21 protein-coding genes are annotated in these 21,185 nt (G+C 71.7%); 8 read left to right on the forward strand and 13 right to left on the reverse strand.

Translation table 11 applies throughout. The features are described 5' to 3' along the window. The first annotated feature begins 153 nt into the window (after positions 1 to 153). Both pknB and D6270_RS07665 read left to right on the forward strand, forming a co-directional pair. Positions 154 to 2,082, forward strand: coding sequence for a Stk1 family PASTA domain-containing Ser/Thr kinase (gene pknB / locus D6270_RS07660; RefSeq protein WP_109166114.1), 1,929 nt, complete (start codon positions 154 to 156; stop codon positions 2,080 to 2,082). Positions 2,083 to 2,110: 28 nt separating this feature from the next. Then, entirely contained in the window at positions 2,111 to 2,965 is an 855-nt protein-coding gene (locus tag D6270_RS07665) for a deoxyribonuclease IV (RefSeq protein ID WP_109166113.1), read from the forward strand. Here D6270_RS07665 and D6270_RS07670 read toward each other — a convergent pair. After that, positions 2,962 to 3,594 carry a sulfite oxidase-like oxidoreductase gene (locus D6270_RS07670; protein ID WP_109166112.1) on the reverse strand — a complete coding sequence of 211 codons (633 nt, stop codon included), beginning with the start codon at positions 3,592 to 3,594 and terminating at the stop codon, positions 2,962 to 2,964. The two genes, D6270_RS07665 and D6270_RS07670, sit on opposite strands and share 4 nt — an antisense overlap. Positions 3,595 to 3,746: 152 nt before the next feature. On the opposite strand from D6270_RS07670, the gene bfr reads away from it, so the two are divergent. Next, entirely contained in the window at positions 3,747 to 4,226 is a 480-nt protein-coding gene (gene bfr / locus D6270_RS07675) for a bacterioferritin (protein WP_030117819.1), read from the forward strand. Between the two features lie 23 nt (positions 4,227 to 4,249). Here bfr and D6270_RS07680 read toward each other — a convergent pair whose 3' ends face one another. Then, a complete protein-coding gene (locus tag D6270_RS07680; protein ID WP_109166111.1) occupies positions 4,250 to 4,558 on the reverse strand; it encodes a (2Fe-2S)-binding protein in 309 nt (102 codons plus the stop codon). A gap of 177 nt (positions 4,559 to 4,735) precedes the next feature. After that, on the reverse strand, positions 4,736 to 6,082 hold the full coding sequence (locus D6270_RS07685; protein ID WP_161032534.1) for a class II 3-deoxy-7-phosphoheptulonate synthase: 1,347 nt from the start codon (positions 6,080 to 6,082) through the stop codon (positions 4,736 to 4,738). A 102-nt stretch (positions 6,083 to 6,184) separates the two neighbouring features. Here D6270_RS07685 and D6270_RS33920 point away from each other — a divergent pair, with 102 nt between their 5' ends. Both D6270_RS33920 and D6270_RS07695 read left to right on the forward strand, forming a co-directional pair. Continuing rightward, complete coding sequence (locus D6270_RS33920) at positions 6,185 to 6,253, forward strand: trp operon leader peptide (protein WP_109167551.1); 69 nt, start codon at positions 6,185 to 6,187, stop codon at positions 6,251 to 6,253. Positions 6,254 to 6,382: 129 nt separating this feature from the next. Next, complete coding sequence (locus D6270_RS07695) at positions 6,383 to 8,317, forward strand: anthranilate synthase family protein (protein WP_109166110.1); 1,935 nt, start codon at positions 6,383 to 6,385, stop codon at positions 8,315 to 8,317. Positions 8,318 to 8,347: 30 nt separating this feature from the next. Here D6270_RS07695 and D6270_RS07700 read toward each other — a convergent pair whose 3' ends face one another. The 4 genes from D6270_RS07700 to D6270_RS07715 form a co-directional block, all read right to left on the reverse strand. Beyond that, positions 8,348 to 9,352, reverse strand: coding sequence for a 2-hydroxyacid dehydrogenase (locus D6270_RS07700; RefSeq protein ID WP_109166109.1), 1,005 nt, complete (start codon positions 9,350 to 9,352; stop codon positions 8,348 to 8,350). Between the two features lie 152 nt (positions 9,353 to 9,504). Beyond that, positions 9,505 to 10,212 carry a response regulator gene (locus tag D6270_RS07705; protein ID WP_109166108.1) on the reverse strand — a complete coding sequence of 236 codons (708 nt, stop codon included), beginning with the start codon at positions 10,210 to 10,212 and terminating at the stop codon, positions 9,505 to 9,507. After that, on the reverse strand, positions 10,209 to 11,459 hold the full coding sequence (macS, locus tag D6270_RS07710; protein ID WP_109166107.1) for a MacS family sensor histidine kinase: 1,251 nt from the start codon (positions 11,457 to 11,459) through the stop codon (positions 10,209 to 10,211). The genes D6270_RS07705 and macS overlap by 4 nt, the downstream gene beginning before the upstream one ends. A gap of 32 nt (positions 11,460 to 11,491) precedes the next feature. Beyond that, positions 11,492 to 12,259: a lysophospholipid acyltransferase family protein gene (locus tag D6270_RS07715; RefSeq protein WP_109166106.1), complete on the reverse strand. Its 768-nt coding sequence runs from the start codon at positions 12,257 to 12,259 to the stop codon at positions 11,492 to 11,494. A 164-nt stretch (positions 12,260 to 12,423) separates the two neighbouring features. Here D6270_RS07715 and D6270_RS07720 point away from each other — a divergent pair, with 164 nt between their 5' ends. After that, positions 12,424 to 13,203, forward strand: coding sequence for an alpha/beta hydrolase (locus tag D6270_RS07720; protein WP_109166105.1), 780 nt, complete (start codon positions 12,424 to 12,426; stop codon positions 13,201 to 13,203). Beyond that, positions 13,196 to 13,912: a hypothetical protein gene (locus D6270_RS07725; protein ID WP_109166104.1), complete on the forward strand. Its 717-nt coding sequence runs from the start codon at positions 13,196 to 13,198 to the stop codon at positions 13,910 to 13,912. Before D6270_RS07720 ends, D6270_RS07725 begins: the two co-directional genes overlap by 8 nt. 4 nt (positions 13,913 to 13,916) lie before the next feature. On the opposite strand, the gene D6270_RS07730 is transcribed toward D6270_RS07725, so the two are convergent. From D6270_RS07730 to D6270_RS07755, 6 genes are all read right to left on the reverse strand, one after another. Next, the gene (locus tag D6270_RS07730) at positions 13,917 to 14,669 is read right to left on the reverse strand and encodes an endonuclease/exonuclease/phosphatase family protein (RefSeq protein WP_109166103.1); all 753 of its coding nucleotides are present in this window, start codon (positions 14,667 to 14,669) and stop codon (positions 13,917 to 13,919) included. A gap of 112 nt (positions 14,670 to 14,781) precedes the next feature. After that, a complete protein-coding gene (locus D6270_RS07735; RefSeq protein ID WP_109166102.1) occupies positions 14,782 to 15,723 on the reverse strand; it encodes an ROK family glucokinase in 942 nt (313 codons plus the stop codon). Positions 15,724 to 15,842: 119 nt separating this feature from the next. Next, positions 15,843 to 16,331: a DUF5304 domain-containing protein gene (locus D6270_RS07740; protein ID WP_109166101.1), complete on the reverse strand. Its 489-nt coding sequence runs from the start codon at positions 16,329 to 16,331 to the stop codon at positions 15,843 to 15,845. Between the two features lie 125 nt (positions 16,332 to 16,456). Further along, the gene (locus tag D6270_RS07745; RefSeq protein ID WP_109166100.1) at positions 16,457 to 17,650 is read right to left on the reverse strand and encodes an ArsA family ATPase; all 1,194 of its coding nucleotides are present in this window, start codon (positions 17,648 to 17,650) and stop codon (positions 16,457 to 16,459) included. Between the two features lie 5 nt (positions 17,651 to 17,655). Continuing rightward, a complete protein-coding gene (locus tag D6270_RS07750; RefSeq protein WP_109166099.1) occupies positions 17,656 to 18,105 on the reverse strand; it encodes an SRPBCC family protein in 450 nt (149 codons plus the stop codon). A gap of 109 nt (positions 18,106 to 18,214) precedes the next feature. Then, positions 18,215 to 19,024: a metallophosphoesterase family protein gene (locus tag D6270_RS07755; protein WP_109166098.1), complete on the reverse strand. Its 810-nt coding sequence runs from the start codon at positions 19,022 to 19,024 to the stop codon at positions 18,215 to 18,217. A gap of 281 nt (positions 19,025 to 19,305) precedes the next feature. Between D6270_RS07755 and D6270_RS07760 the strand changes: the two genes are divergently transcribed. Then, positions 19,306 to 21,102, forward strand: coding sequence for an AMP-dependent synthetase/ligase (locus D6270_RS07760; protein WP_109166097.1), 1,797 nt, complete (start codon positions 19,306 to 19,308; stop codon positions 21,100 to 21,102). The last annotated feature ends 83 nt before the right edge of the window (positions 21,103 to 21,185 follow it).

Raw genomic sequence — 21,185 nt, forward strand, 5'->3', positions numbered from 1 at the left:
GAGAGGGGGGTGCGGGGCGGGGCCCCGGGGGTGCCGGCCCTACGGAGACGTGCCCCCACCTGGGACGTGTCCCTGTCACGGATCGGCTGCAGAACGGCCCCGGGAATGCCCCGGCCCGTCCGGGGTGTCGGTGGCGGCTCGTAGACTCTCGGGGTGGACACGACCCTCCAGGACCCTCTCGTCGGGCAGCTTCTCGACGGCCGGTATCGCATTGAGGCGCGCATCGCCGTCGGCGGGATGGCCACGGTCTACCGGGCCGTGGACACCCGCCTGGACCGGGTGCTCGCCCTCAAGGTGATGCACCCGGCGCTCGCCACCGACGCCGCCTTCGTGGAGCGGTTCATCCGCGAGGCCAAGTCGGTGGCCCGGCTCGCCCACCCCAATGTCGTCGCGGTCTTCGACCAGGGCGCCCAGGGCGCGTACGTCTATCTCGCGATGGAGTACGTGGCGGGCTGCACCCTGCGCGACGTCCTGCGCGAGCGCGGCGCCCTCCAGCCCCGGGCCGCGCTGGACATCCTGGAGCCGGTCCTCGCCGCGCTCGGCGCCGCGCACCGGGCGGGGTTCGTCCACCGCGACATGAAGCCGGAGAACGTCCTGATAGGGGACGACGGCTGGGTCAAGGTCGCCGACTTCGGTTTGGTCAGGGCGGTCGGCACCGCCACCGACACCACCGGTTCGCTGCTGGGCACGGTGTCGTATCTGGCGCCCGAGCAGATCGAGCACGGCACCGCCGACACCCGCAGCGATGTGTACGCCTGCGGGGTCGTGCTCTACGAGATGCTGACCGGCGCCAAGCCGCACACCGGGGAGAACGCCGCCCAGGTCATCTACCAGCACCTCAACACCGATGTCCCGGCCCCGTCCGCCGTCGTGCCGGGGCTCCCGGTGGCGCTGGACTCCCTGGTGGCGAGCGCGACCGCCCGCAACCCCGAGGTGCGCCCGCACGACGCGGTGCTGCTCCTTGCCGAGGCCCGGGAGGCCCGCGCCGCGCTGACCGAGGCCGAGCTGGACGCCGTACCCCCGCAGGCCCTGTCGGACACCCATGACGGCGCGCAGGACCGTACGAGCGTGCTCCCCCGTGCCTTTCCGGTGAACGGCGACGGGGGCGGCGTGCACCGCACCAGCCGCCTGGAGATGCCGCCGCCGGTCGCCCCGCCCCGGCGCCGGGCCGCCCGGCGCGGCCCGTTCGGCGGACCGCACCGCAAGCTGATCACGATCGTCACCGCCGTCCTGCTGACGCTCGGCGTCGGTGCGGGCGTCTGGTACATCAACTCGGGCCAGTTCACCCAGGTCCCTTCGCTGCTCGGCCAGACCCAGAAGGTGGCGGAGCAGCGGCTCTCGGAGGAGGGGCTCGGGCTGAAGGGTGTGGAGCGGGTCTTCAGCGACACGGTGGAGCGGGGCTCGGTGGTCGGCAGCGATCCCGCCTCCGGCGACCGGATCCGGGGCAACGGCTCGGTGAAGCTCGTCGTCTCGCGCGGCCCGGAGATCGTCCGGGTCCCCGATGTGGCGGGCTCCTCCCTCGCGGACGCCCGGCGCTCCCTGAAGAAGGTGGGCCTGGCCCCCGGCATGGTGACCAAGGAGTTCAGCGAGGACGTGGCGCGCGGTGACGTGATCCGTACGGATCCCCGCGCGGGCACCGACCGCGCCCCCGACACGGCGGTGGCCCTGATCGTCAGCAAGGGCAGCCCCGTCGAGGTCCCGGACGTCACCGGCCTCTCGGTCGAGGACGCCACCGAGGAGCTGGCGGAGGAGGGGCTGAAGGTGGAGGTGCTGCCCGGCAAGGTCCACTCCGCCGAGGCCGACGGCGACATCGCGAAGCAGTCCCCCGGCGCGGGCACCGAGGCGGCCGAGGGCGACACCATCGAGTTGACCGTCTCCAAGGGCCCCCGGATGCTGGACGTCCCCGACGTCACCGGCCGGGACGTCGACGAGGCCCGGGACACCCTGGAGGAGGCGGGGTTCGAGGTGAAGGTCGACCGGCCCTTCCTCTCCTTCAGCGACACGATCGCGAGCCAGTCCGTGGACGGCGGCGAACAGGCCCCCGAGGGCTCCACCATCACTATCAGGACCAAGGGGCTCTAGGACCACATGGGAAGGCCGGAAGCGATCTATGCGTAACCCCGTAGGCGGACATGTCCCGGTGGCCGGCGGTCTGGCCAAGGTCGGCCTCTCCTACGCCCGGGAGCTGGCGGCCGAGACCGTGCAGGTCTTCGTCGCCAACCCGCGCGGCTGGGCGACGCCCGCCGGGAACCCGGCCCAGGACGAGCTGTTCCGCTCGGAGTGCGCGGCCGCGTCGATACCGGCGTACGTCCATGCCCCGTATCTGATCAATTTCGGCTCGCACACCGAGGCGACGGTCGAGAGGTCCGTGGAGTCGCTGCGCCACTCGCTGCGGCGGGCCCGGGAGATCGGCGCGCTGGGTGTGGTGGTGCACACCGGCTCGGCGACCGGCGGACGGCCCCGCTCCGAGGCGCTGGCCCAGGTGCGGGAGCACCTGCGTCCGCTCCTGGACGAGCTGACCCACGACGACGATCCGTATCTGCTGCTGGAGTCCACCGCGGGCCAGGGCTCCTCGCTCTGCTCCCGTACGTGGGACTTCGGGCCGTATTTCGAGGCGTTGGACGCCCACCCCAAGCTGGGCATCTGTCTGGACACCTGCCACATCTACGCGGCGGGACACGATCTGGCCGGCCCCTCGGGGATGCGGCAGACACTCGACCTGCTGGTGGAGACGGTCGGTGAGGGGCGGCTGAAGCTGATCCACGCCAACGACTCCAAGGACGTGGTGGGCGCCCACAAGGACCGGCACGAGAACATCGGCGCCGGTCACATCGGTGCGGAGCCCTTCCGGGAGCTGTTCGCGCACCCGGCGACCGAGGGCGTACCCCTGGTCATCGAGACACCGGGCGGCAGGGAGGGGCACGCTGCGGACGTGGCCCGGCTCAAGCAGCTCCGGGGACTCTAGAGCTCGGGGCCGTCCCCGGGCTCCTCCTGGTAGGAGTAGCGCTGCTCGCTCCAGGGGTCGCCGATGTTGTGGTAGCCCCGCTCCTCCCAGAACCCGCGCCGGTCGGCCGTCATGTATTCGATGCCGCGGACCCATTTAGGGCCCTTCCAGGCGTACAGGTGCGGGACGACGAGGCGGAGCGGGAAGCCGTGCTCGGCGGTGAGGAGGTCGCCGTCCTTGTGGGTGGCGAAGAGGGTGCGCTCGGAGGCGAAGTCGTCCAGGCGCAGGTTCGAGGAGAAGCCGTACTCGGCCCAGACCATCACATGGGTGGCGTCGGGGGCGGGGGGTGCCAGATCCAGCACCGTACGGGCGAGGACTCCGCCCCACTCGGCGCCGATCATGCTGAACTTCGTCACGCAGTGCAGGTCGGCGACGACCGAGGAGAACGGCAGCGCCGAGAAGTCCTGGTGGTTCCAGCAGTGCTTGTCGCCGTCGGCGGTGGCCCCGAAGACCCGGAACTCCCAGCGCTCCGGCTTGAACTTGGGAACGGGTCCGTAGTGGGTGACCGGCCATCCGCGCTGCAGTCGCTGTCCCGGTGGAAGCTCCGACTGTTCTGATTCGCGGTATTCCCGGCTTTCCGGCTGACCCATGCCTCCATGGTGACAGACAGGCAGGGGTGGTCATGACCAGGGCGGACCCCCATGGGGTCAACTCGTACTAAGCGTGCACTTACTGGACGGCCGGTGAGTGCGGTGCGAGGATGCGGCCACCTTGTCGATCACGCTTGGAAGGAGCCTCTGCGATGCAGGGCGACCCCGAGGTCCTTGAGTTCCTCAATGAACAGCTGACTGCCGAACTGACCGCTATCAACCAGTACTTCCTGCACGCGAAGATGCAGGAGAACTTCGGCTGGACCAAGCTCGCCAAGTACACCAGGGCCGAGTCCTTCGACGAGATGAAGCACGCCGAGATCCTCACGGACCGGATCCTGTTCCTGGACGGGCTGCCCAACTACCAGCGGCTCTTCCACGTCCGGGTGGGCCAGACGGTGACCGAGATGTTCCAGGCGGACCGCCAGGTCGAGGTGGAGGCGATCGACCGCCTCAAGCGCGGGATCGAGGTGATGCGCGCCAAGGGGGACATCACCTCGGCGAACATCTTCGAGTCGATCCTGGAGGACGAGGAGCACCACATCGACTACCTCGACACCCAGCTGGAGCTGGTGGAGAAGCTCGGTGAGCCGCTGTACATCGCGCAGCTGATCGAACAGCCGGAGAGCTGAGCCGACGCGTCAGGAGAGGCCGTTCAGGCGGCGTCGGAGAGCTGGACGTCCCGGATCGCGGAGAGGGCGGCCCCCGCCGTGACCGGGGTAGCGACCGATGCGGCCGCGGGGACCGGCTGGGTGACGGGCGCCACCGCGGGCTCCCGCTGCCGGCCCACCAGGTCGCGGCGCGAGCAGTCGCGCCCCAGCAGGGCCTGGATCCGCCGGACGCAGCCGCCGCAGTCGGTGCCGGCCTTGCAGGCCGAGGCGATCTGACGCGGGGTGCAGGCCCCGGCATCCGCGTGCTTCTTGACCTGCGCCTCGGTGATGCCGAAGCAGGAGCAGACGTACATGCGGTTCACCTCCCTGCGGGTCGGTCGCTGGCGCCGTCCCCGTCTTCATCGGTGAGGCTAACCTAACCTTACCCACATGGCGAGGCGCGGAGAAGCCCCGGAACGGACTGTGGGGCACGGATCACATGGATCCGTGCCCCATAGGCGCGTCCGGCGGAAACACCCACCGGGGACTGCTTACTGGTCGCGGTACATCTCGGCGACGAGGAAGGCCAGGTCGAGGGACTGGCTGCGGTTGAGCCGCGGGTCGCAGGCCGTCTCGTAGCGCTGGTGCAGGTCGTCCACGAAGATCTCGTGGCCGCCGCCCACGCACTCGGTGACGTCGTCGCCGGTCAGCTCCACGTGGATGCCGCCCGGGTGGGTGCCCAGGCCCTTGTGGACCTCGAAGAAGCCCTTGACCTCGTCCAGGACGTCGTCGAAGCGGCGCGTCTTGTGGCCGGAGGCGGCCTCGAAGGTGTTGCCGTGCATCGGGTCGGTCACCCACGCCACGGTGGCGCCGGACGCGGTGACTTTCTCGACCAGCTCGGGGAGCCTGTCGCGGACCTTGTCGGCGCCCATGCGGACGATGAAGGTCAGCCGGCCGGGCTCGCGCTCGGGGTCGAGGCGGTCGACGTAGCCGAGCGCCTCGTCGACGGTGGTCGTCGGGCCGAGCTTGATGCCGATCGGGTTGCGGACCTTCGCGGCGAACTCGATGTGCGCACCGTCCATCTGCCGGGTGCGCTCACCGATCCAGACCATGTGGCCCGAGGTGTCGTACAGCTCGCCGGTGCGCGAGTCGGTGCGGGTCAGCGCCGTCTCGTAGTCCAGCAGCAGCGCCTCGTGCGAGGCGTAGAACTCGACCGCCTTGAACTCGGCCGGGTCGGTGCCGCACGCCTTCATGAAGTTGAGCGCGTTGTCGATCTCGCGGGCCAGGGCCTCGTAGCGCTGGCCTGCCGGGGACGACTTCACGAAGTCCTGGTTCCAGGCGTGCACCTGGCGCAGGTCGGCGTAACCACCGGTGGTGAAGGCGCGCACCAGGTTCAGCGTCGAGGAGGACGCGTGGTACATCTGCTTCAGCCGCTGCGGGTCCGGGATCCGGGCCTCTTCGGTGAAGGCGAAGCCGTTCACCGAGTCGCCCCGGTAGGTCGGCAGGGTCACGCCGTCGCGGGTCTCGGTCGACTTGGAGCGCGGCTTGCTGTACTGGCCCGCGATCCGGCCGACCTTCACCACGGGCACGGAGGCCGCGTAGGTCAGGACGGCACTCATCTGGAGCAGGGTCTTCAGCTTGGCCCGGATGTGCTCGGCGGACACGGCGTCGAAGGCCTCGGCGCAGTCGCCGCCCTGCAGCAGGAACGCCTCGCCCTTGGCGACGGCTCCCAGGCGGGCGCGCAGCTGGTCGCACTCGCCCGCGAAGACGAGCGGCGGATACGACGCGAGGTCCGCGAGTACATCGCGCAGGGCCTCGGAGTCGGGGTACTCGGGCTGCTGCGCCGCGGGAAGGTCTCGCCAGGTGTTGCCACCGGCGACGGAGGTATTGGCGTTCACGGTCACGTGCACAACATTACGGGGTCGCGGGAGGCGTCCATCCGAGCGCTCAATAGTTGAGACACCCGCTCCGATGCCCGGAACGTCCGCTAGGGTCTGAGCATGTCGACGCGACAGATCCAGATCTCGATCCAGAACTGGTGGTGGACCGCTCATCCGGCGGCCCGCTGACACATCGCGCTGACACACACCGCGAAGGCCGCCCGAGGGGCGGCCTTTTCTGCGTTGCGGAGCCGTTCCTCTCCCCCGTGAATCCCGTACGAGGCCCTCGTACGGACCGTCCGGAAGGAACCCGCTCCCATGTCCCGTACCGCCTTTGACCTCGTCCGCCGGCTGCTGGCCGACGACGCCCCGCCCTTCGCCCTGCTGCGCCGGCGTACGCCCGGCCGTGACCACGATCACGTGGAAGTGCTGATCGGCCGGGTGCGGGAGGCGGGGAGGCTGGCCGATCTGCCGGTGGGCGCGGCGCCCGCGCTGGCGCTGGTGCCGTTCCGGCAGATCGCCGAGCGCGGCTTCGACGTACAGGACGACGGGACGCCGCTGAGCGTGCTGGTCGCCGACGAGACGCACGAGCTGGAGTTGGCGGAGGTGCTGGCGGCGCTGCCCGCCCATGACGTGGTGGTGGAGGACCGGGGCTTCGACGTGCCGGACGGGGAGTACGCGGAGATCGTGCGGCGGGTGATCCGGGACGAGATCGGGCAGGGCGAGGGCGCGAACTTCGTGATCCGGCGGACGTTCCGGGGTGAGATCCCGGGGTTCGGGCGGGCGGACGCACTGGCGCTGTTCCGGCGGCTGCTGGCGGGTGAGCGGGGCGCGTACTGGACGTTCGTCGTCCACACCGGAGGCAGCGGGACCGAAGGGGCCTCCGATTCGGGGCGGCGGGCGACGGGTGGGCGGACGCTGGTCGGGGCGAGCCCGGAGGTGCACGTGCGGATGTCCGGCGGGACGGTCGTGATGAACCCGATCAGCGGGACCTACCGCTACCCGGCCGAGGGCCCCACCGCCGAGGGCCTGCTCGCCTTCCTCGGGGACCGCAAGGAGAGCGAGGAGCTGTCCATGGTGGTCGACGAGGAGCTGAAGATGATGTGCACGGTCGGCGACATGGGCGGGGTGGTGGTCGGGCCCCGGCTCAAGGAGATGGCCCACCTCGCCCATACGGAGTACGAGCTGCGGGGCCGTTCCTCGCTGGACGTACGGGACGTCCTGCGCGAGACCATGTTCGCGGCCACCGTCACCGGCTCACCGGTGCAGAACGCCTGCCGGGTGATCGAGCGGTACGAGCAGGGCGGGCGCGGCTACTACGCGGGTGCGCTGGCCCTGGTGGGGCAGGACGCGAACGGGGCGCAGACGCTGGACTCGCCGATCCTGATCCGGACCGCCGACATCGCCCCGGACGGTTCGCTCGCGGTGCCGGTCGGGGCCACCCTCGTACGCCACTCGGACCCCGGGAGCGAGGTCGCCGAGACGCATGCCAAGGCGGCCGGGGTGCTGGCCGCGCTCGGCGTGCGGCCGGGGCGGCCGGAGGCGGAGGCGGGCCGTCCGCTGCTCGCCGCCGATCCCCGGGTGCAGGCGGCGCTGGACGACCGGCGGGGCGGGCTCGCCCCGTTCTGGCTGCGGATGCAGGAGCGCACCCGGGAGCTGACCGGGCACGCGCTGGTGGTGGACGGCGAGGACACGTTCACCGCGATGCTGGCCCATCTGCTGCGCTCGTCGGGGCTGGAGGTCTCGGTGCGCCGGTTCGACGAGCCGGGACTGCGTGAGGTGGTGCGGGCGCATCAGGGGCCGGTCGTGCTGGGCCCCGGTCCCGGGAACCCGGGCGATCGCACGGACCCGAAGATGCGGCTGCTGCGGGAGGTGGCGGCCGGGCTGGTGCGGGAGCACCGGTACGGGCTGCTCGGGGTCTGCCTCGGGCATGAGCTGATCGCGGCCGAGCTGGGCATGGAGATCGTGCGCAAGGCGGTGCCGTACCAAGGCGCGCAGACCCGGATCGAACTGTTCGGGCGGCCGGAGACGGTCGGCTTCTACAACAGCTTCACCGCTCGGTGCGACGGACCGGCCGCCGCCGAACTGGCCGCGCACGGCGTCGAGGTGAGCCGGGACGAGGAGAGCGGTGAACTGCACGCGTTGCGCGGGCCGGGCTTCGCCTCGGTGCAGTTCCACCCGGAGTCGGTGCTGACCGTGCGGGGGGCCGCGATCGTGACGGAGCTGCTGGCGGGGCTGCCGGTGCTGAGCTGAACCCTCCGCGCCTCCCGCCGCCGCCCGCCCCTAGCGGGTGGGCGGCGGCGGGACGAGGACGTTCTCGCTGTGCCGGCCGGCCAGGTAGTCGGTGACGTTCCGGACCGTCGCGTCGATGATCTGGCCCACCGCGTCCTCGGTGTAGTACGCCTGGTGCGAGGTGACGATCACGTTCGGGAAGGTCACCAGCCGGGCCAGGGTGTCGTCGTCGACCCCCTCCAGGGACTTGTCGAGGAAGAAGAGCCCGGCCTCCGCCTCGTACACGTCCAGTCCGACGCCGAGGAAGCGGCCCGCGCGCAACTCGGTGACCAGGGCGGCGGTGTCGATGAGGCCGCCACGGCTGGAGTTGACGAGGATCGCGTCGTCCTTCATCGACTTCAGGGCGGCCTCGTTGATGATGTGCTGGGTGGCGGGGAGCAGCGGGACGTGGAGGCTGATCAGGTCGGCCTCGGCGAAGAGTCGCTCCTTCTCCACGTACTCCATGCCCAGCTCCAGGCAGGCCGGGTTCTCCGCGACGTCCCAGCCGAGCAGCCTCATCCCGAAGCCGTGGGCGATCCGGGTGAACGCCTCACCGATCTTGCCGGTGCCGACCACGCCGACGGTCCGGCCGTGCATGTCGCGGCCGAGCAGCCCGTCGAGGCGGAAGTCGAAGTCGCGGGTGCGGCTCGCGGCCCGGATGACGCGCCGGTTGACCGCCATGGCCAGGGTCCAGGCGAATTCGGCGACCGAGTACGGGGAGTAGTACGAGACCCGGGCGACGCGCAGGGCGAGCCGCTCGGCGACGTCCAGGTCGATGTTGTTGAAGCCGGTGGAGCGCTGGGCGATCATCTGCGTGCCGCCGGTGGCCAGGGTCTGGAGGACCTTGGCGTCGAGGTCGGCGTTGACGCTGGTGGAGATGATCTCGTACCCGGCCGCGATGGGGGCGGTGTCCCGGTTCAGGAAGACGTCGAGGCAGCGGACCTCGTGCAGCCCCGCGAAGGCCTTCTCGATCAGGGGCTTCTCATCGGACTGCACACCGAACGCCAAGATCTCCATAGCGCGAATATACGGCTGTGCCGCCGGGCGCGCCTGTGGCCGGACGGCCCGCCGGCCGGGCCGAAGGTCCCGGCCACCGGTGCCGGTCGTCCGGTCGTTCGGCCGCCGGTCCCGGTCGTCCGGCCGCCGGTCCCGGTCGTCGCCGGCCCGGATCAGACGTCGTCGAGGCCGCGCTCGATCGCGTACCGCACGAGCTCCACCCGGTTGTGCAGCTGGAGCTTGCCCAGGGTGTTCTGCACATGGTTCTGGACGGTGCGGTGCGAGATGACCAGACGCTCGGCGATCTGCTTGTACGAGAGTCCCTTGGCGACCAGCCGCAGCACCTCGGTCTCGCGGTCGGTGAGCTGCGGGGCCTTGGGCTCGTCGGACGCGGCGGGTGCCGGGTCGGAGGCGAGCCTGCGGTACTCGCCGAGGACCAGGCCCGCGAGGCCCGGGGTGAAGACCGGGTCGCCGTTGGCGGTGGAGCGGACGGCGTCGGTCAGCTCCTGGGTGGAGGCGGACTTGAGGAGATAGCCGGTGGCGCCGGACTTCACCGCCTCCAGGACGTCGGCGTGCTCGCCGCTCGCGGAGAGGACCAGGACGCGCAGGCCGGGATGGGCGGGCACCAGCTCCTTGCAGACCTGGACGCCGGGCATGCCGGGCAGGTTCAGGTCGAGGACCAGGACGTCGGGGTTGGCGGCCTTGGCGCGGCGGACCGCCTGCGGGCCGTCCCCGGCGGTCGCGACGACGTCGAAGCCGGACTCGGCGAGGTCGCGGGCGACGGCGTCGCGCCACATCGGGTGGTCGTCGACCACCATGACCTTGATGGGCCGGTCGGCGGCCTCCGTGCCGTCCTGCCGCGGTGCGTTCTGCGTACTCATCGGGCCGATCCTGCCTTCCCCCGGGAAACCTGTGCTTTCGGAACCTTCAACTCGACCTCGGTGCCCTGTCCCGGCACCGAGATCACCTCGGCCGTGCCGCCGAGATCGCGCAGCCGGCCGCGGATGGAGAGCGCGACCCCCATCCGCCCCTCCCCCTCCGCCTGGGCGAGGCGGCCCTCCGGGATGCCGGGGCCGTCGTCCCGGACGGTGACGATCACCTCGCCGGGCTCGTCCTCGACCAGGATCCACGCCTGGGCCCGGGCCCCCGCGTGCACCCGTACATTGTCCAGGGCGGCACCGACAGCGGCGGCCAGCTCGCGGGCGGCCTCGGCCGGGAGGACCACGGGGGCGCCGGGCTCCGCGAGGCTGGTGCGGGAGCCGGCGTGCGGGGCGAGCAGGGCGCGCAGGTCGCAGGTGGCCCCGTCGCCGCCGGGGCTCTCCTCGTCCACGTCGACCGTGCGGACGACCGCGCCTTCGGCGGCGTCCTCGGAGACCCGGGTGGGCGGGACCAGGCCGCTGGAGACCAGGGTGCGCAGGGCGACCTCCTGCTCCCCGGCCATCCGGCCCAGCTCGGCCGCCTCGCCGCCGATCGCGGTGCCCCGGCGCTGCACCATGGCGAGGACCTGGAGGACGCTGTCGTGGATGTCGCGGGCCAGCCGCTCGCGTTCCCGGGTGGCCGCCTCGATCTCCAGGGCGCGGGCCAGGGTGCGTTCACTGGCGCGGGCGACCTCGACGACGTACCCGATCGCTATCGAGGCGACCCAGACCAGCAGGACGTTGTGGAAGGTGTCCCGGCTGGGTTCGCCGCGCTGGATGATGTTGGCGGCGGCGACGAAGGTGGAGGCGAAGGCCGCCCACCGCCAGCCGCCCTTGATGGCGAAGGCGAGGACCGCCCCGGCCGTCCAGATCGAGGGGAGCGTCGGGCCGTCGAAGGTCTGGGAGTGGATGTCGGCGACGGGGGTGAGCATGATCCCGGTCAGCGCGACGACGAGGTCCGCGCCGAGGAAGCGCTTGGTGCAGCTCGCCGCCGAGCGGACCTTGGGCAGGGTGGCGAGCGTCCACACGGCGAGGAACGCGAGGTAGGCGAAGGCCACCCAGGGCCGTTCGAAGGGCCGTTGGCCGAGGTGATCCTTCCCGAAGACGGCGAGCAGCACCGCGTAGACCATCGTCAGTACGCGGTAGCCCATCAGCGCACGCCACAGCGGCTGCTCGACCGACATCCGTACGACCCGCTCACGCTTGGCCATCTGGCCCCACCCCCCGACGGTCAACGACGCTCCTAGGCGCCGGACCGTTCCGTTCCGTTCTCGTCGCCCGCCGCCTGCTTGCGATCGCGCTTGGCCTCCTCCGCCTTGGCCTTCGCCTCGTCGGCGATCTGGCGCTTGGCGGCGGTGGCGTAGATGTCCACGTACTCCTGGCCGGAGAGCTTCATGATCTCGTACATGACCTCGTCGGTCACCGAGCGCAGGATGAAGCGGTCGCCGTCCATGCCCTGGTAGCGGCTGAAGTCCAGCGGCTTGCCGATCCTGATACCGGGCCGCATCAGCTTGGGCATCACCTGGCCGGGCGGCTGGATCTTCTCCGTGTCGATCATCGCGACCGGGATCACCGGGGCGCCGGTGGCGAGCGCGACGCGGGCCAGGCCGCCGGGCTTGCCACGGTAGAGGCGGCCGTCGGGCGAGCGGGTGCCCTCGGGGTAGATGCCGAAGAGGCCGCCGCTCTCGACGACCTGGATGCCCGCCTTGATCGCCGCCTCACCGGCGCCGCGCGCTCCGGAGCGGTCCACGGGGAGCTGGCCGACGCCCTTGAAGAAGGCGGCGGTGAGCTTGCCCTTCACGCCGGGGGCAGTGAAGTACTCGGCCTTGGCGATGAAGGTGACCTTGCGGTCCAGGACAGCGGGGAGGAAGAACGAGTCGGAGAAGGAGAGATGGTTGCTCGCGAGGATCGCCGGCCCCCGCTCGGGGATGTTCTCCAGGCCCTCCACCCACGGCCGGAAGGCGAGCTTCAACGAGCCGCCGATGGAGAACTTCATTGCGCCGTAGATCACCTGTGGTGCCTCCTGTGTGCTGTCGGTCAGACCTTAACCCGGGGCCTCGGAGAGGCGGTGACGGCCCTGGTCGGTGTCGGTCCGGTCGCGTACGGTGAAGTCATCCGTCAAGCACTTCCCCCGGTGCGCCCCGCCCCGCCTCACCTCACGAACAGGAGACCCCGGTGCCGGTCCTCCCTGGAGCCGAGCCGTTCCGCCACGAGGGCGGAGAGGTCGGCGTCCTCCTCTGTCATGGCTTCACCGGCTCGCCGCAGTCGCTGCGCCCCTGGGCCGACCATCTCGCCGAGCGCGGGCTCACCGTCTCCCTGCCGCTGCTGCCCGGCCACGGCACCCGCTGGGAGGACATGGCGGTCACCGGCTGGCAGGACTGGTACGCGGAGGTGGACCGCGAGCTGCGGGTGCTGCGCGAGACGTGCGAGCAGGTCTTCGTCTTCGGCCTCTCCATGGGCGGTGCCCTGTCCCTGCGGCTGGCGGCCAGGCACGGGGACGCGATCAGCGGTCTGGTGCTGGTCAACCCGGCCAACAAGGTGCACGGCCTCTCGGCGTACGCCCTGCCGGTCGCCCGCCACTTCGTCCGTACGACGAAGGGGCTGGCCGACGACATCGCGCTCCCCGGTTCGCACGAGGTGGGCTACGACAAGGTGCCGCTGCACGCGGCCCACTCGGTGCGGAAGTTCTTCCGGCTGGTCGACGGGGAGCTGCCGCAGGTGACCCAGCCGGTGGTGCTGCTGCACAGCCCGCAGGACCATGTCGTACCGCCTGCGGACAGCGCCCGGATCCTGAGCCGGATCTCCTCCACGGACGTCACGGAGATCCTGTTGGAACAGAGCTACCACGTGGCGACGTTGGACCATGATGCGGAGCGGATCTTCGATGAGAGCTACCGGTTCATCGGCCGTCTCGCACCGAACGTCGGGATGAAGGGGAGCACGTCCGGTGGCTGAGCACGACGCGGAACGCACAGGCAGCGACGAGGAGCGCGAACCGCGCCCCACGGAGAGCGCGGCCGTCCCGGAGGGGACGACGAAACCGGCCGTCCCGGAAGGGGCCGAGCCCGAGAAGAGAGCCGACGAGGAGCGGACGGTCGACGAGGACGCGGCGTGGGCCGCGATCGTCGCGGGGTACGGGGAGGAGCCGCCGGACCCGCCGGGCGCCAAGCCGTTCAAGTCGGTCGAGGACCTCGCCCTGCTGGAGGACGACCAGCGCAATGTGGTGGGGCCGGACCACGGCCGGGCCGGTGACCCGGCGGACAAGGGGTCGGGCAAGGCTCCCCCGAAGCCGCCGGAGAAGAAGCCGCTGGGCAGCTCCGTGGTCTTCGCGCCCGGTGTGGCCGGTCCCCGCGACTACGAGCTGTCCGAGCCCAAGGACGACGGCATCGATGTGCCGGACGACGGTGAGGAGGGCCACTTCGTGCCCCCGGAGCCGCCGCCGCTGCCGGAGGCCGACACCACGGCGAAGTTCGCCTGGCTGGCGGTGATCGGCGGGCCGGTCCTGATGCTGCTGGCGGTGCTGCTCCAGTGGAACATGACGTGGTGGCTCACCACGATCTGCGTCGGCGGCTTCCTGGGCGGCTTCGTCACGCTGGTGGCCCGGATGCCGCACGACGACGATGACGACACCTACGGCGATCCGGGGCGCGGCGCGGTCGTGTGATCCGTCACCCCGCGGGGACTCTGAGGGCGGCCAGGACCGGCAGATGGTCCGTGGCCGCCCTCAGGTCTTCCTCGCGCACCCCGGGGAGCCCGGCCGGGACCCCGCAGCCGAGCACCTCGATGCCCGGGGTCGCGAAGACGGCGTCGATGCGCTTGCGGGGGTCGTCGGGGGTGAAGGTGAGCTCGCCGCCCCAAGGGGCGACGGCCCGGCAGTCCTGAAGGTGGCCGGCCAGGTGCTGGAAGGCCTTTCCGGTCGGTACGTCGTTGAGGTCGCCGCCCGCCACGGCGTGCTCCACGCCCATGGACGCCAGCCGCTCCAGCAGCAGTCCGGCCTGGGTGAGGCGCTCCTCACGCTGGAGGCTCAGATGACAGCTCAGCACCCCGAGCCGGACCCCGCCGATCTTCACGACGGCGGTGGCGAACCCTCTGCGGTGCAGGCCCGGGGTGAGCGGCAGCAGGATGTCCTCGGTGCTCTCGACGGCCGCCCGCAGCGAGCAGAGCAGCAGCGGTCCGGCGGCGGTGGCGCCGCCACCGAGGACCACGAGGCCGCCGCTCTTGGCCAGCCTCGCGGCCGCCTTGCGCCAGCGGAAGAAGCGCGGCGCCTCCTGGACGAGGACGAGGTCGGGGGCGCAGGCGCGGATGACCCGGGCCAGGGCCTCGGTGTCGTCGTGCAGGGAGCGGACGTTGTAGCTCAGCACCCGGATCACGGCTGAACCGTCCGGCTCGGTACGGGAGTCGGGCAGTGGCGTCAGGACCATGCGGGCCACGATACGACGGACGCCCGCCGCTGCCCCGGAGGGCGGCGACGGGCGCCTTGTGCGTCGTACGGGACCGGGCTGGGCGTGTCCGGCGGATCAGGGCCGGACCCCCCTAGCCCTGGCGTGCCAGGTCGGCCGCGCCCACGAGCCCTGCCTTGCCGCCGAGTTGGGCGGCCAGCACCTGGGCGTGCGGGCGCCACTCGCCGCCGATCAGCCAGCGCCGGAACGACTTGCGGATCGGGTCGAGGACCAGCTCGCCCTCGTCCGAGACGCCGCCGCCGACGATGAACGCGGAGGGGTCGAAGAGCGAGGCGAGGTCGGCCAGTCCGGCACCGGCCCAGCGGGCCAGCTCGCGGAACGAGTCGATGGCCACCGGGTCGCCCTGGCGGGCGGCCTCGCTGATGTGCTTGCCCTCGATGCCGTCCACGGTGCCGTCGCCGAGGCCCAGCAGTACGGCGGCGTTCTCCGGGGTGGCGTTGGCGCGCTGCCTGGCGTACCGCACGAGCGCGCGGCCGGAGGCGTACTGCTCCCAGCAGCCCTGGCTGCCGCAGCCGCAGAGCAGACCGTCCGGGACGACCCGGATGTGGCCGAACTCCGCGGCCACGCCGAAGCGTCCGCGGCGCAGCTTGTTGCCGATGATGATGCCACCGCCGAGGCCGGTGCCGAGCGTGATGCAGATGACGTCGTCGTGGCCCTGGCCGGCGCCGAAGCGGTACTCGCCCCAGGCCGCCGCGTTGGCGTCGTTCTCGACGACGACGGGCAGGCCGACACGTTGCTCGACCTTGTCCTTGAGCGGTTCGTGGCGCCAGTTGATGTTGGGTGCGAAGAGCACGGTGGCGCGCTTGTCGTCGACGTATCCGGCGGCGCCGATGCCGACGGCCTCCACCTCGTGGCCCTCGCTCGCCCCGGCCACCGCCGCGCAGATCGCGTCGACGATGCCTTCGGCCGTCGGGGGCGTCGCCACCTTGAACGTCGAGAGGATCCGGCCCTCTTCGTCGACCACTCCAGCCGCGATCTTCGTGCCGCCGATATCGACGCCGATGGTGAGTCCCATGAATCCCTCAGTTTCGGTCGAGCCCCGCTAGGGCCAACCGTACCCGAGGCAGCGCCCGGCCTGGCCGGGACCGGTCGGTCCCGGCCTTTGCGGAGCGGGCCGCCGGGGGGTGCCTCCGGTCAGTCCAGGTCGATGCGTTCGGTGCCGGAGGGGCCTTCGTCGCGGCCTTCGTCACGGGGGTCGGACGGGTCGTCGGCGGCCTTCTCCGCGGTGGCGTCAGGGGCGGCCTCGGCGGGGTCGGCCGCCGTGCGGGTCCAGCGGCTCTCCTGGCCCTCCACCGCCGAGCGGTAGGCGGCGAGCAGCTCGTTGCCCGCGGCGGCGAGGTGGTCGAAGACCTGCGGGTTGCGCTCGATGACCGGCTCCACGGCGGACTTCGCCTGCCGGATGGCCTGCTGGACCGCGCCCTGGGCGGCGACGCCGAGCAGCGGCGACTGGAGGGAGGAGACCTTGTCGGCGACCGCGTCGACGAGCTTGCGCAGCTCCTCGGCGGCGGAGCCGGGCTGCGGGCCGTACTGCGCGCGGCGGCGGGCCTTCTCCTCCGCGAGGTCCTCGGCGCAGGCGTCGGCCCACGCGTCGCCGTCGACGGGACGATCGGTGGCTTCACTCATGGCGGACTCCTGCGACGCGGGTGCCGGCCGCCGACGGGCGGCCGGCGGGGCTCATGACTCGTACCACCGACGTTACCCGAATGGCCGCGGCCCGTTCAGGAACCGGGACGTACGCGGCCAAAGGATCACGGGGTGCGCGGCCAGAGCGCCGGGTCGGGCGTGAAGCGGACCCGCAGGACGCCGTCGGTCAGGGCCGCGCCGGAGACGGTGCAGCGGCGCAGGGCCGAGGCGACCCGGACGATCCGGTGGAACGGGCCCACGGTCAGGAGCAGTTCCTCGCCCCGGCGGACCAGCCGCAGGTCCTCCTTGGCCGCGCCGGGCAGCGGCAGGCACCAGGCCAGCACGGAGGGGCGGCCCTCCTCGCCCGGCTCCTCCTCGATCCACCAGGGGTCGTCCACCCGGCCGGGCTCCCGCTCGTCCGGCGCGGGGACGGCGAGCGCGGCCAGGTCGTCGGCGGTCCGGGGGTCGCGGCCCAGGTGGGCGGCCTCGTGGACCGGGACGTAGGGGGCCCACTCCTCGTGCCAGTGGCCCAGGCACTTCTCCTGCTGGGCGGCGAGATCGGCGAACCAGGGGTCGGAGGAGTGGCGCGGCAGCACCCGGTTGGCCACCAGCAGGTCGGCGCGGAGCCCGTACAGGGCGAGGCCGGTGCGGGCGGTGCGCAGGGCGGCCTCGGCGGCGGGCCCGGGCTCGGCGGCCAGGCGCAGGGTGGTGGAGCCGTCCTCGACCAGGGCTTGTACGGCGGCCAGCTCGGCGTCCTTGCGGGCGGCGGCCTCGTACAGCCACTGCGCGGGCATCGGGACCCCGGCGAGCTGGGCGAGGACGGGGCGCAGGGCGCGGGCGGCCTGGCGTTCGGCGGGGAGCAGGCGGCGCAGATAGCGGCGGAGCTGCTCGGGGAGGGCCAGCAGGGCGAGGGCCTGGTCGAGCGGCGGGAGGTCGACGACGAGGGTGTCGTAGCCGCCGGTGGACCAGTCGCCGGCGGCGGCGCGGTGCAGGGTGTGCAGGAGGGCGAGCTGCGGGGAGCCGGGAAGTTCGGTGAGCTCCTCTCCGTCCAGGCGCCCGGCGCCGACCAGGTCCAGGACGCCGGAGGCGCGCTGCTGGAGCTCGGTGAGTTCGGCGCGGAAGTGGGCGCCGGAGTCGATCCGGGCGTGGTCGAGCCGGTCCGTGACCGCGGTGGGTTCCGTGCCGTCGGGGAAGCCGGGTATGGGCTCGGCGGAGACCAGGAGGGTGCGGCCGCCGTTCGCGGCGGCGGCCAGGGCGGTCGCCGCGGCGAGGGTGGTACGGCCTGCGCCGCCGGGGCCGGTGGTCAGGACCGTACGCATCGCTCTCAGCCCTGCGGGATGGATTCGACGCGCTTCTTCAGGCCGGCCAGCGCGCGGTCGATGATGACCTTCTCGGCCTTGCGCTTGATCATGCCCAGGAGCGGGATCTTGACGTCGACGGCGAGCTTGTAGGTGACCTCGGTGCGCACCCCGCCGGCCATGGACGCGAGGGCGTAGGTGCCGTCCAGGGAGCGCAGCATCTGGGACTTGACGAGGGTCCAGCTGACTTCCTTGTCGCCCAGCCAGGTGTACTTCAGGACGTGGTCGTCCTTGATGGCTCCGGCGTCCAGGACGAGGCGGACCTGCTCGGCGCGGCCCTGGTCGTCGGTGGCCAGGACCTCGGCCTCCTTGACCTCGCCGGTCCACTCCGGGTAGCGGGCGAAGTCGGCGATCACCGCCATGACGTCGGCCGGTGCCGCCTCGATCGTGATGCTCGAGCTGGTGTGTTCAGCCATCGCCGTGGCCCTCCAGTGCGGTGTTACCGGTCGCGTTCGGCAGAGGCCTGCCGCTGTGCAGGCTATCGCGTGCCCGCCGCGCTCCGGTCCACGGCCCGGGGGCTTCCGGTCACCAGGTCAGCGCCCAGGGCGTCCCGGTGGAGGCGAAGTGGCCGACGTTGACGCACTCGGTGTCGCCCAGGCGCATCCGGCGGACCAACGGCTGATGAACATGGCCGAAAAGCGCGTACCGGGGGCGGGTGGTGCGGATGGCCTCCAGCAGGGCGGTGCTGCCGCGTTCGAAGCGGCGGGCGACGGTGTCGTACGTCAGCTCCGGGACCTCGGGCGGAATGTGCGAGCAGAGCACGTCGACCGGGCCGAGCGCCTCGACCTTGGCGGCGTACTCCTCGTCGCTGATCTCGTACGGGGTGTTCATCGGGGTCCTGAGGCCGCCGCCGACGAAGCCGAAGACCCGGCCGCCGATCTCCACCCGCTCGCCGTCCAGCACGGTGGTGCCGGGGAGGACGTACTCGGGCCACAGTCGGGGGACGTCGACATTGCCGTAGGTGGCGTACGTCGGGGTGGGGAAGGCGGCGAAGAGTTCGGCGTACTGCCTGCGTACCGCGCCGATGATCTCGGTGTTGCGGTCCCGGCCCGCCCAGAGCTCGTGGCCGAAGGCGCGGGCCTCCTCGTAGCGGCGGGCGGTGCGCAGCGCGACGATGCGGCTCGCGTTCTCCTTGCCGAACAGGTCGGGGAAGATGCCGCGCGAGTGGTCGGCGTAGTCGAGGAAGAGCACCAGGTCACCGAGGCAGATGAGGGCGTCGGCACCGTCCCCGGCCCGGGCCAGGGCCTCGGTGTTGCCGTGCACATCGCTGACCACGTGGATCCGGGTGGAGCGCCGTGCGCCCGCCGCCGGCCCGTCCGCTTCACTGCCTCGCATACGGATCACCCTAAAGCGCCCGCCCGCGTGCGGGGTAGACCGGCCGGACCTGCGGTTACTTCCGAGTCATCGCGCCGGTGGACTACTGTGCGTGGTAAGGGCCATTTACATGTGTGATGCATAAGACATCTGGCCGGAACCCCCTATCGGGAACCTGGTACCGGTGGGTAACGTCCGGGCAGTCCAGTCGTGCTCACCCCACTGAGCACCCGCCATTCTCGGACCGCAGCCGGTGCGTCACACAGAGCCGTGGCACCGGAGCCCGATGAGGAGCAGCAGTCTTGCGCGAGTTCAGCCTTCCGGCCCTGTACGAGGTCCCGACGGACGGCAATCTGACGGATCTCATCCGCCGCAACGCCGCTCAGCATCCCGAAGTCGCGGTGATGAGCCGCAAGGTGGCCGGTGCCTGGACCGATGTCAGCGCCACGCAGTTCCTGGCCGAGGTGAGAGCCGCCGCCAAAGGTCTGATCGCCTCGGGCGTGCAGCCCGGCGACCGGGTCGCCCTGATGTCGCGCACCCGCTTCGAGTGGGTGCTGCTGGACTTCGCGATCTGGAGCGCGGGCGCGGTGACCGTGCCGGTGTACGAGACCAGCTCCGCCGAGCAGGTCCAGTGGATCCTGGGTGACTCCGGTGCGGTGGCGGTGCTCGTGGAGAGCGACGCGCACGCGGCGTCCGTGGCCTCGGTGCGGGAAGCGCTGCCGGAGCTGGAGCATGTCTGGCAGATCGACGCGGGCGCCGTGGCGGCGCTCGGCGAGGCGGGTGCCGAGGTCTCCGACGAGACCATGGACCTGCGGATGGTCAGCGCCAAGGCGGACGATCCGGCGACCATCGTCTACACCTCCGGCACGACGGGCCGTCCCAAGGGCTGTGTGCTCACCCACCGCAGCTTCTTCGCGGAGTGCGGCAACGTGGTGGAGCGGCTGAAGCCGCTGTTCCGTACGGGCGAGTGCTCGGTGCTGCTGTTCCTGCCCGCCGCGCACGTCTTCGGCCGGCTGGTGGAGGTGGCCTCGGTGATGGCCCCGATCAAGCTCGGCTGCGTCCCGGACATCAAGAACCTCACCGACGAGCTGGCCTCGTTCCGGCCGACGCTGATCCTGGGTGTCCCCCGGGTCTTCGAGAAGGTCTACAACGCGGCCCGCGCCAAGGCGCAGGCGGACGGCAAGGGCAGGATCTTCGACCGGGCCGCCGACACGGCGATCGCCTACAGCCGGGCGCTGTCCACCCCGCAGGGCCCCGCGCTCGGGCTGAAGCTCAAGCACAGGCTCTTCGACAAGCTGGTCTTCGGCAAGCTGCGCGCGGTCCTGGGCGGCAGGGGCGAGTACGCGATCTCCGGGGGCGCCCCGCTGGGCGAGCGGCTCGGCCACTTCTACCGGGGCATCGGCTTCACGGTCCTGGAGGGCTACGGCCTGACCGAGTCGTGCGCGGCCACCGCGTTCAACCCGTGGGACCGGCCGAAGATCGGCACGGTCGGCCAGCCGCTGCCCGGCTCGGTGGTCCGGATCGCCGACGACGGTGAGGTGCTGCTCCACGGCGAGCACCTGTTCACCGGGTACTGGAACAACGAGTCGGCGTCCGCCGAGGCACTGGCCGACGGCTGGTTCCACACGGGCGACATCGGCACCCTCGACGAGGACGGCTACCTCGCGATCACCGGCCGCAAGAAGGAGATCATCGTCACGGCGGGCGGCAAGAACGTCGCCCCCGCGGTGATCGAGGACCGCATCCGCGCCCACGCCCTGGTCGCCGAGTGCATGGTCGTCGGCGACGGCCGCCCGTTCGTCGGCGCGCTGGTCACCCTGGACGAGGAGTTCCTGGGCCGCTGGGCCGAGGAGCACGGCAAGCCGGCCGGATCGACCGCCCTGTCGCTGCGCGAGGACGCGGAGCTGCTGGCCGAGGTGCAGCGGGCGGTGGACGACGGCAACGCGGCGGTCTCCAAGGCCGAGTCCGTACGCAAGTTCCGGATCCTGCCCGCCCAGTTCACCGAGGAGGCGGGCCACATCACGCCGTCACTGAAGCTGAAGCGGAATGTGGTGGCGAAGGACTTCGCGGACGAGGTGGAGTCGATCTACCGGGCCTGAGCGTTACGCGCACGAAGGGGCCCGCGCCATGATGGCGCGGGCCCCTTCGGCGTACTCACCGCAGCGTGTTCCTCTGCGTCCTC

The sequence above is a fragment of the Streptomyces griseus subsp. griseus genome (assembly GCF_003610995.1).
Taxonomy (GTDB): domain Bacteria; phylum Actinomycetota; class Actinomycetes; order Streptomycetales; family Streptomycetaceae; genus Streptomyces.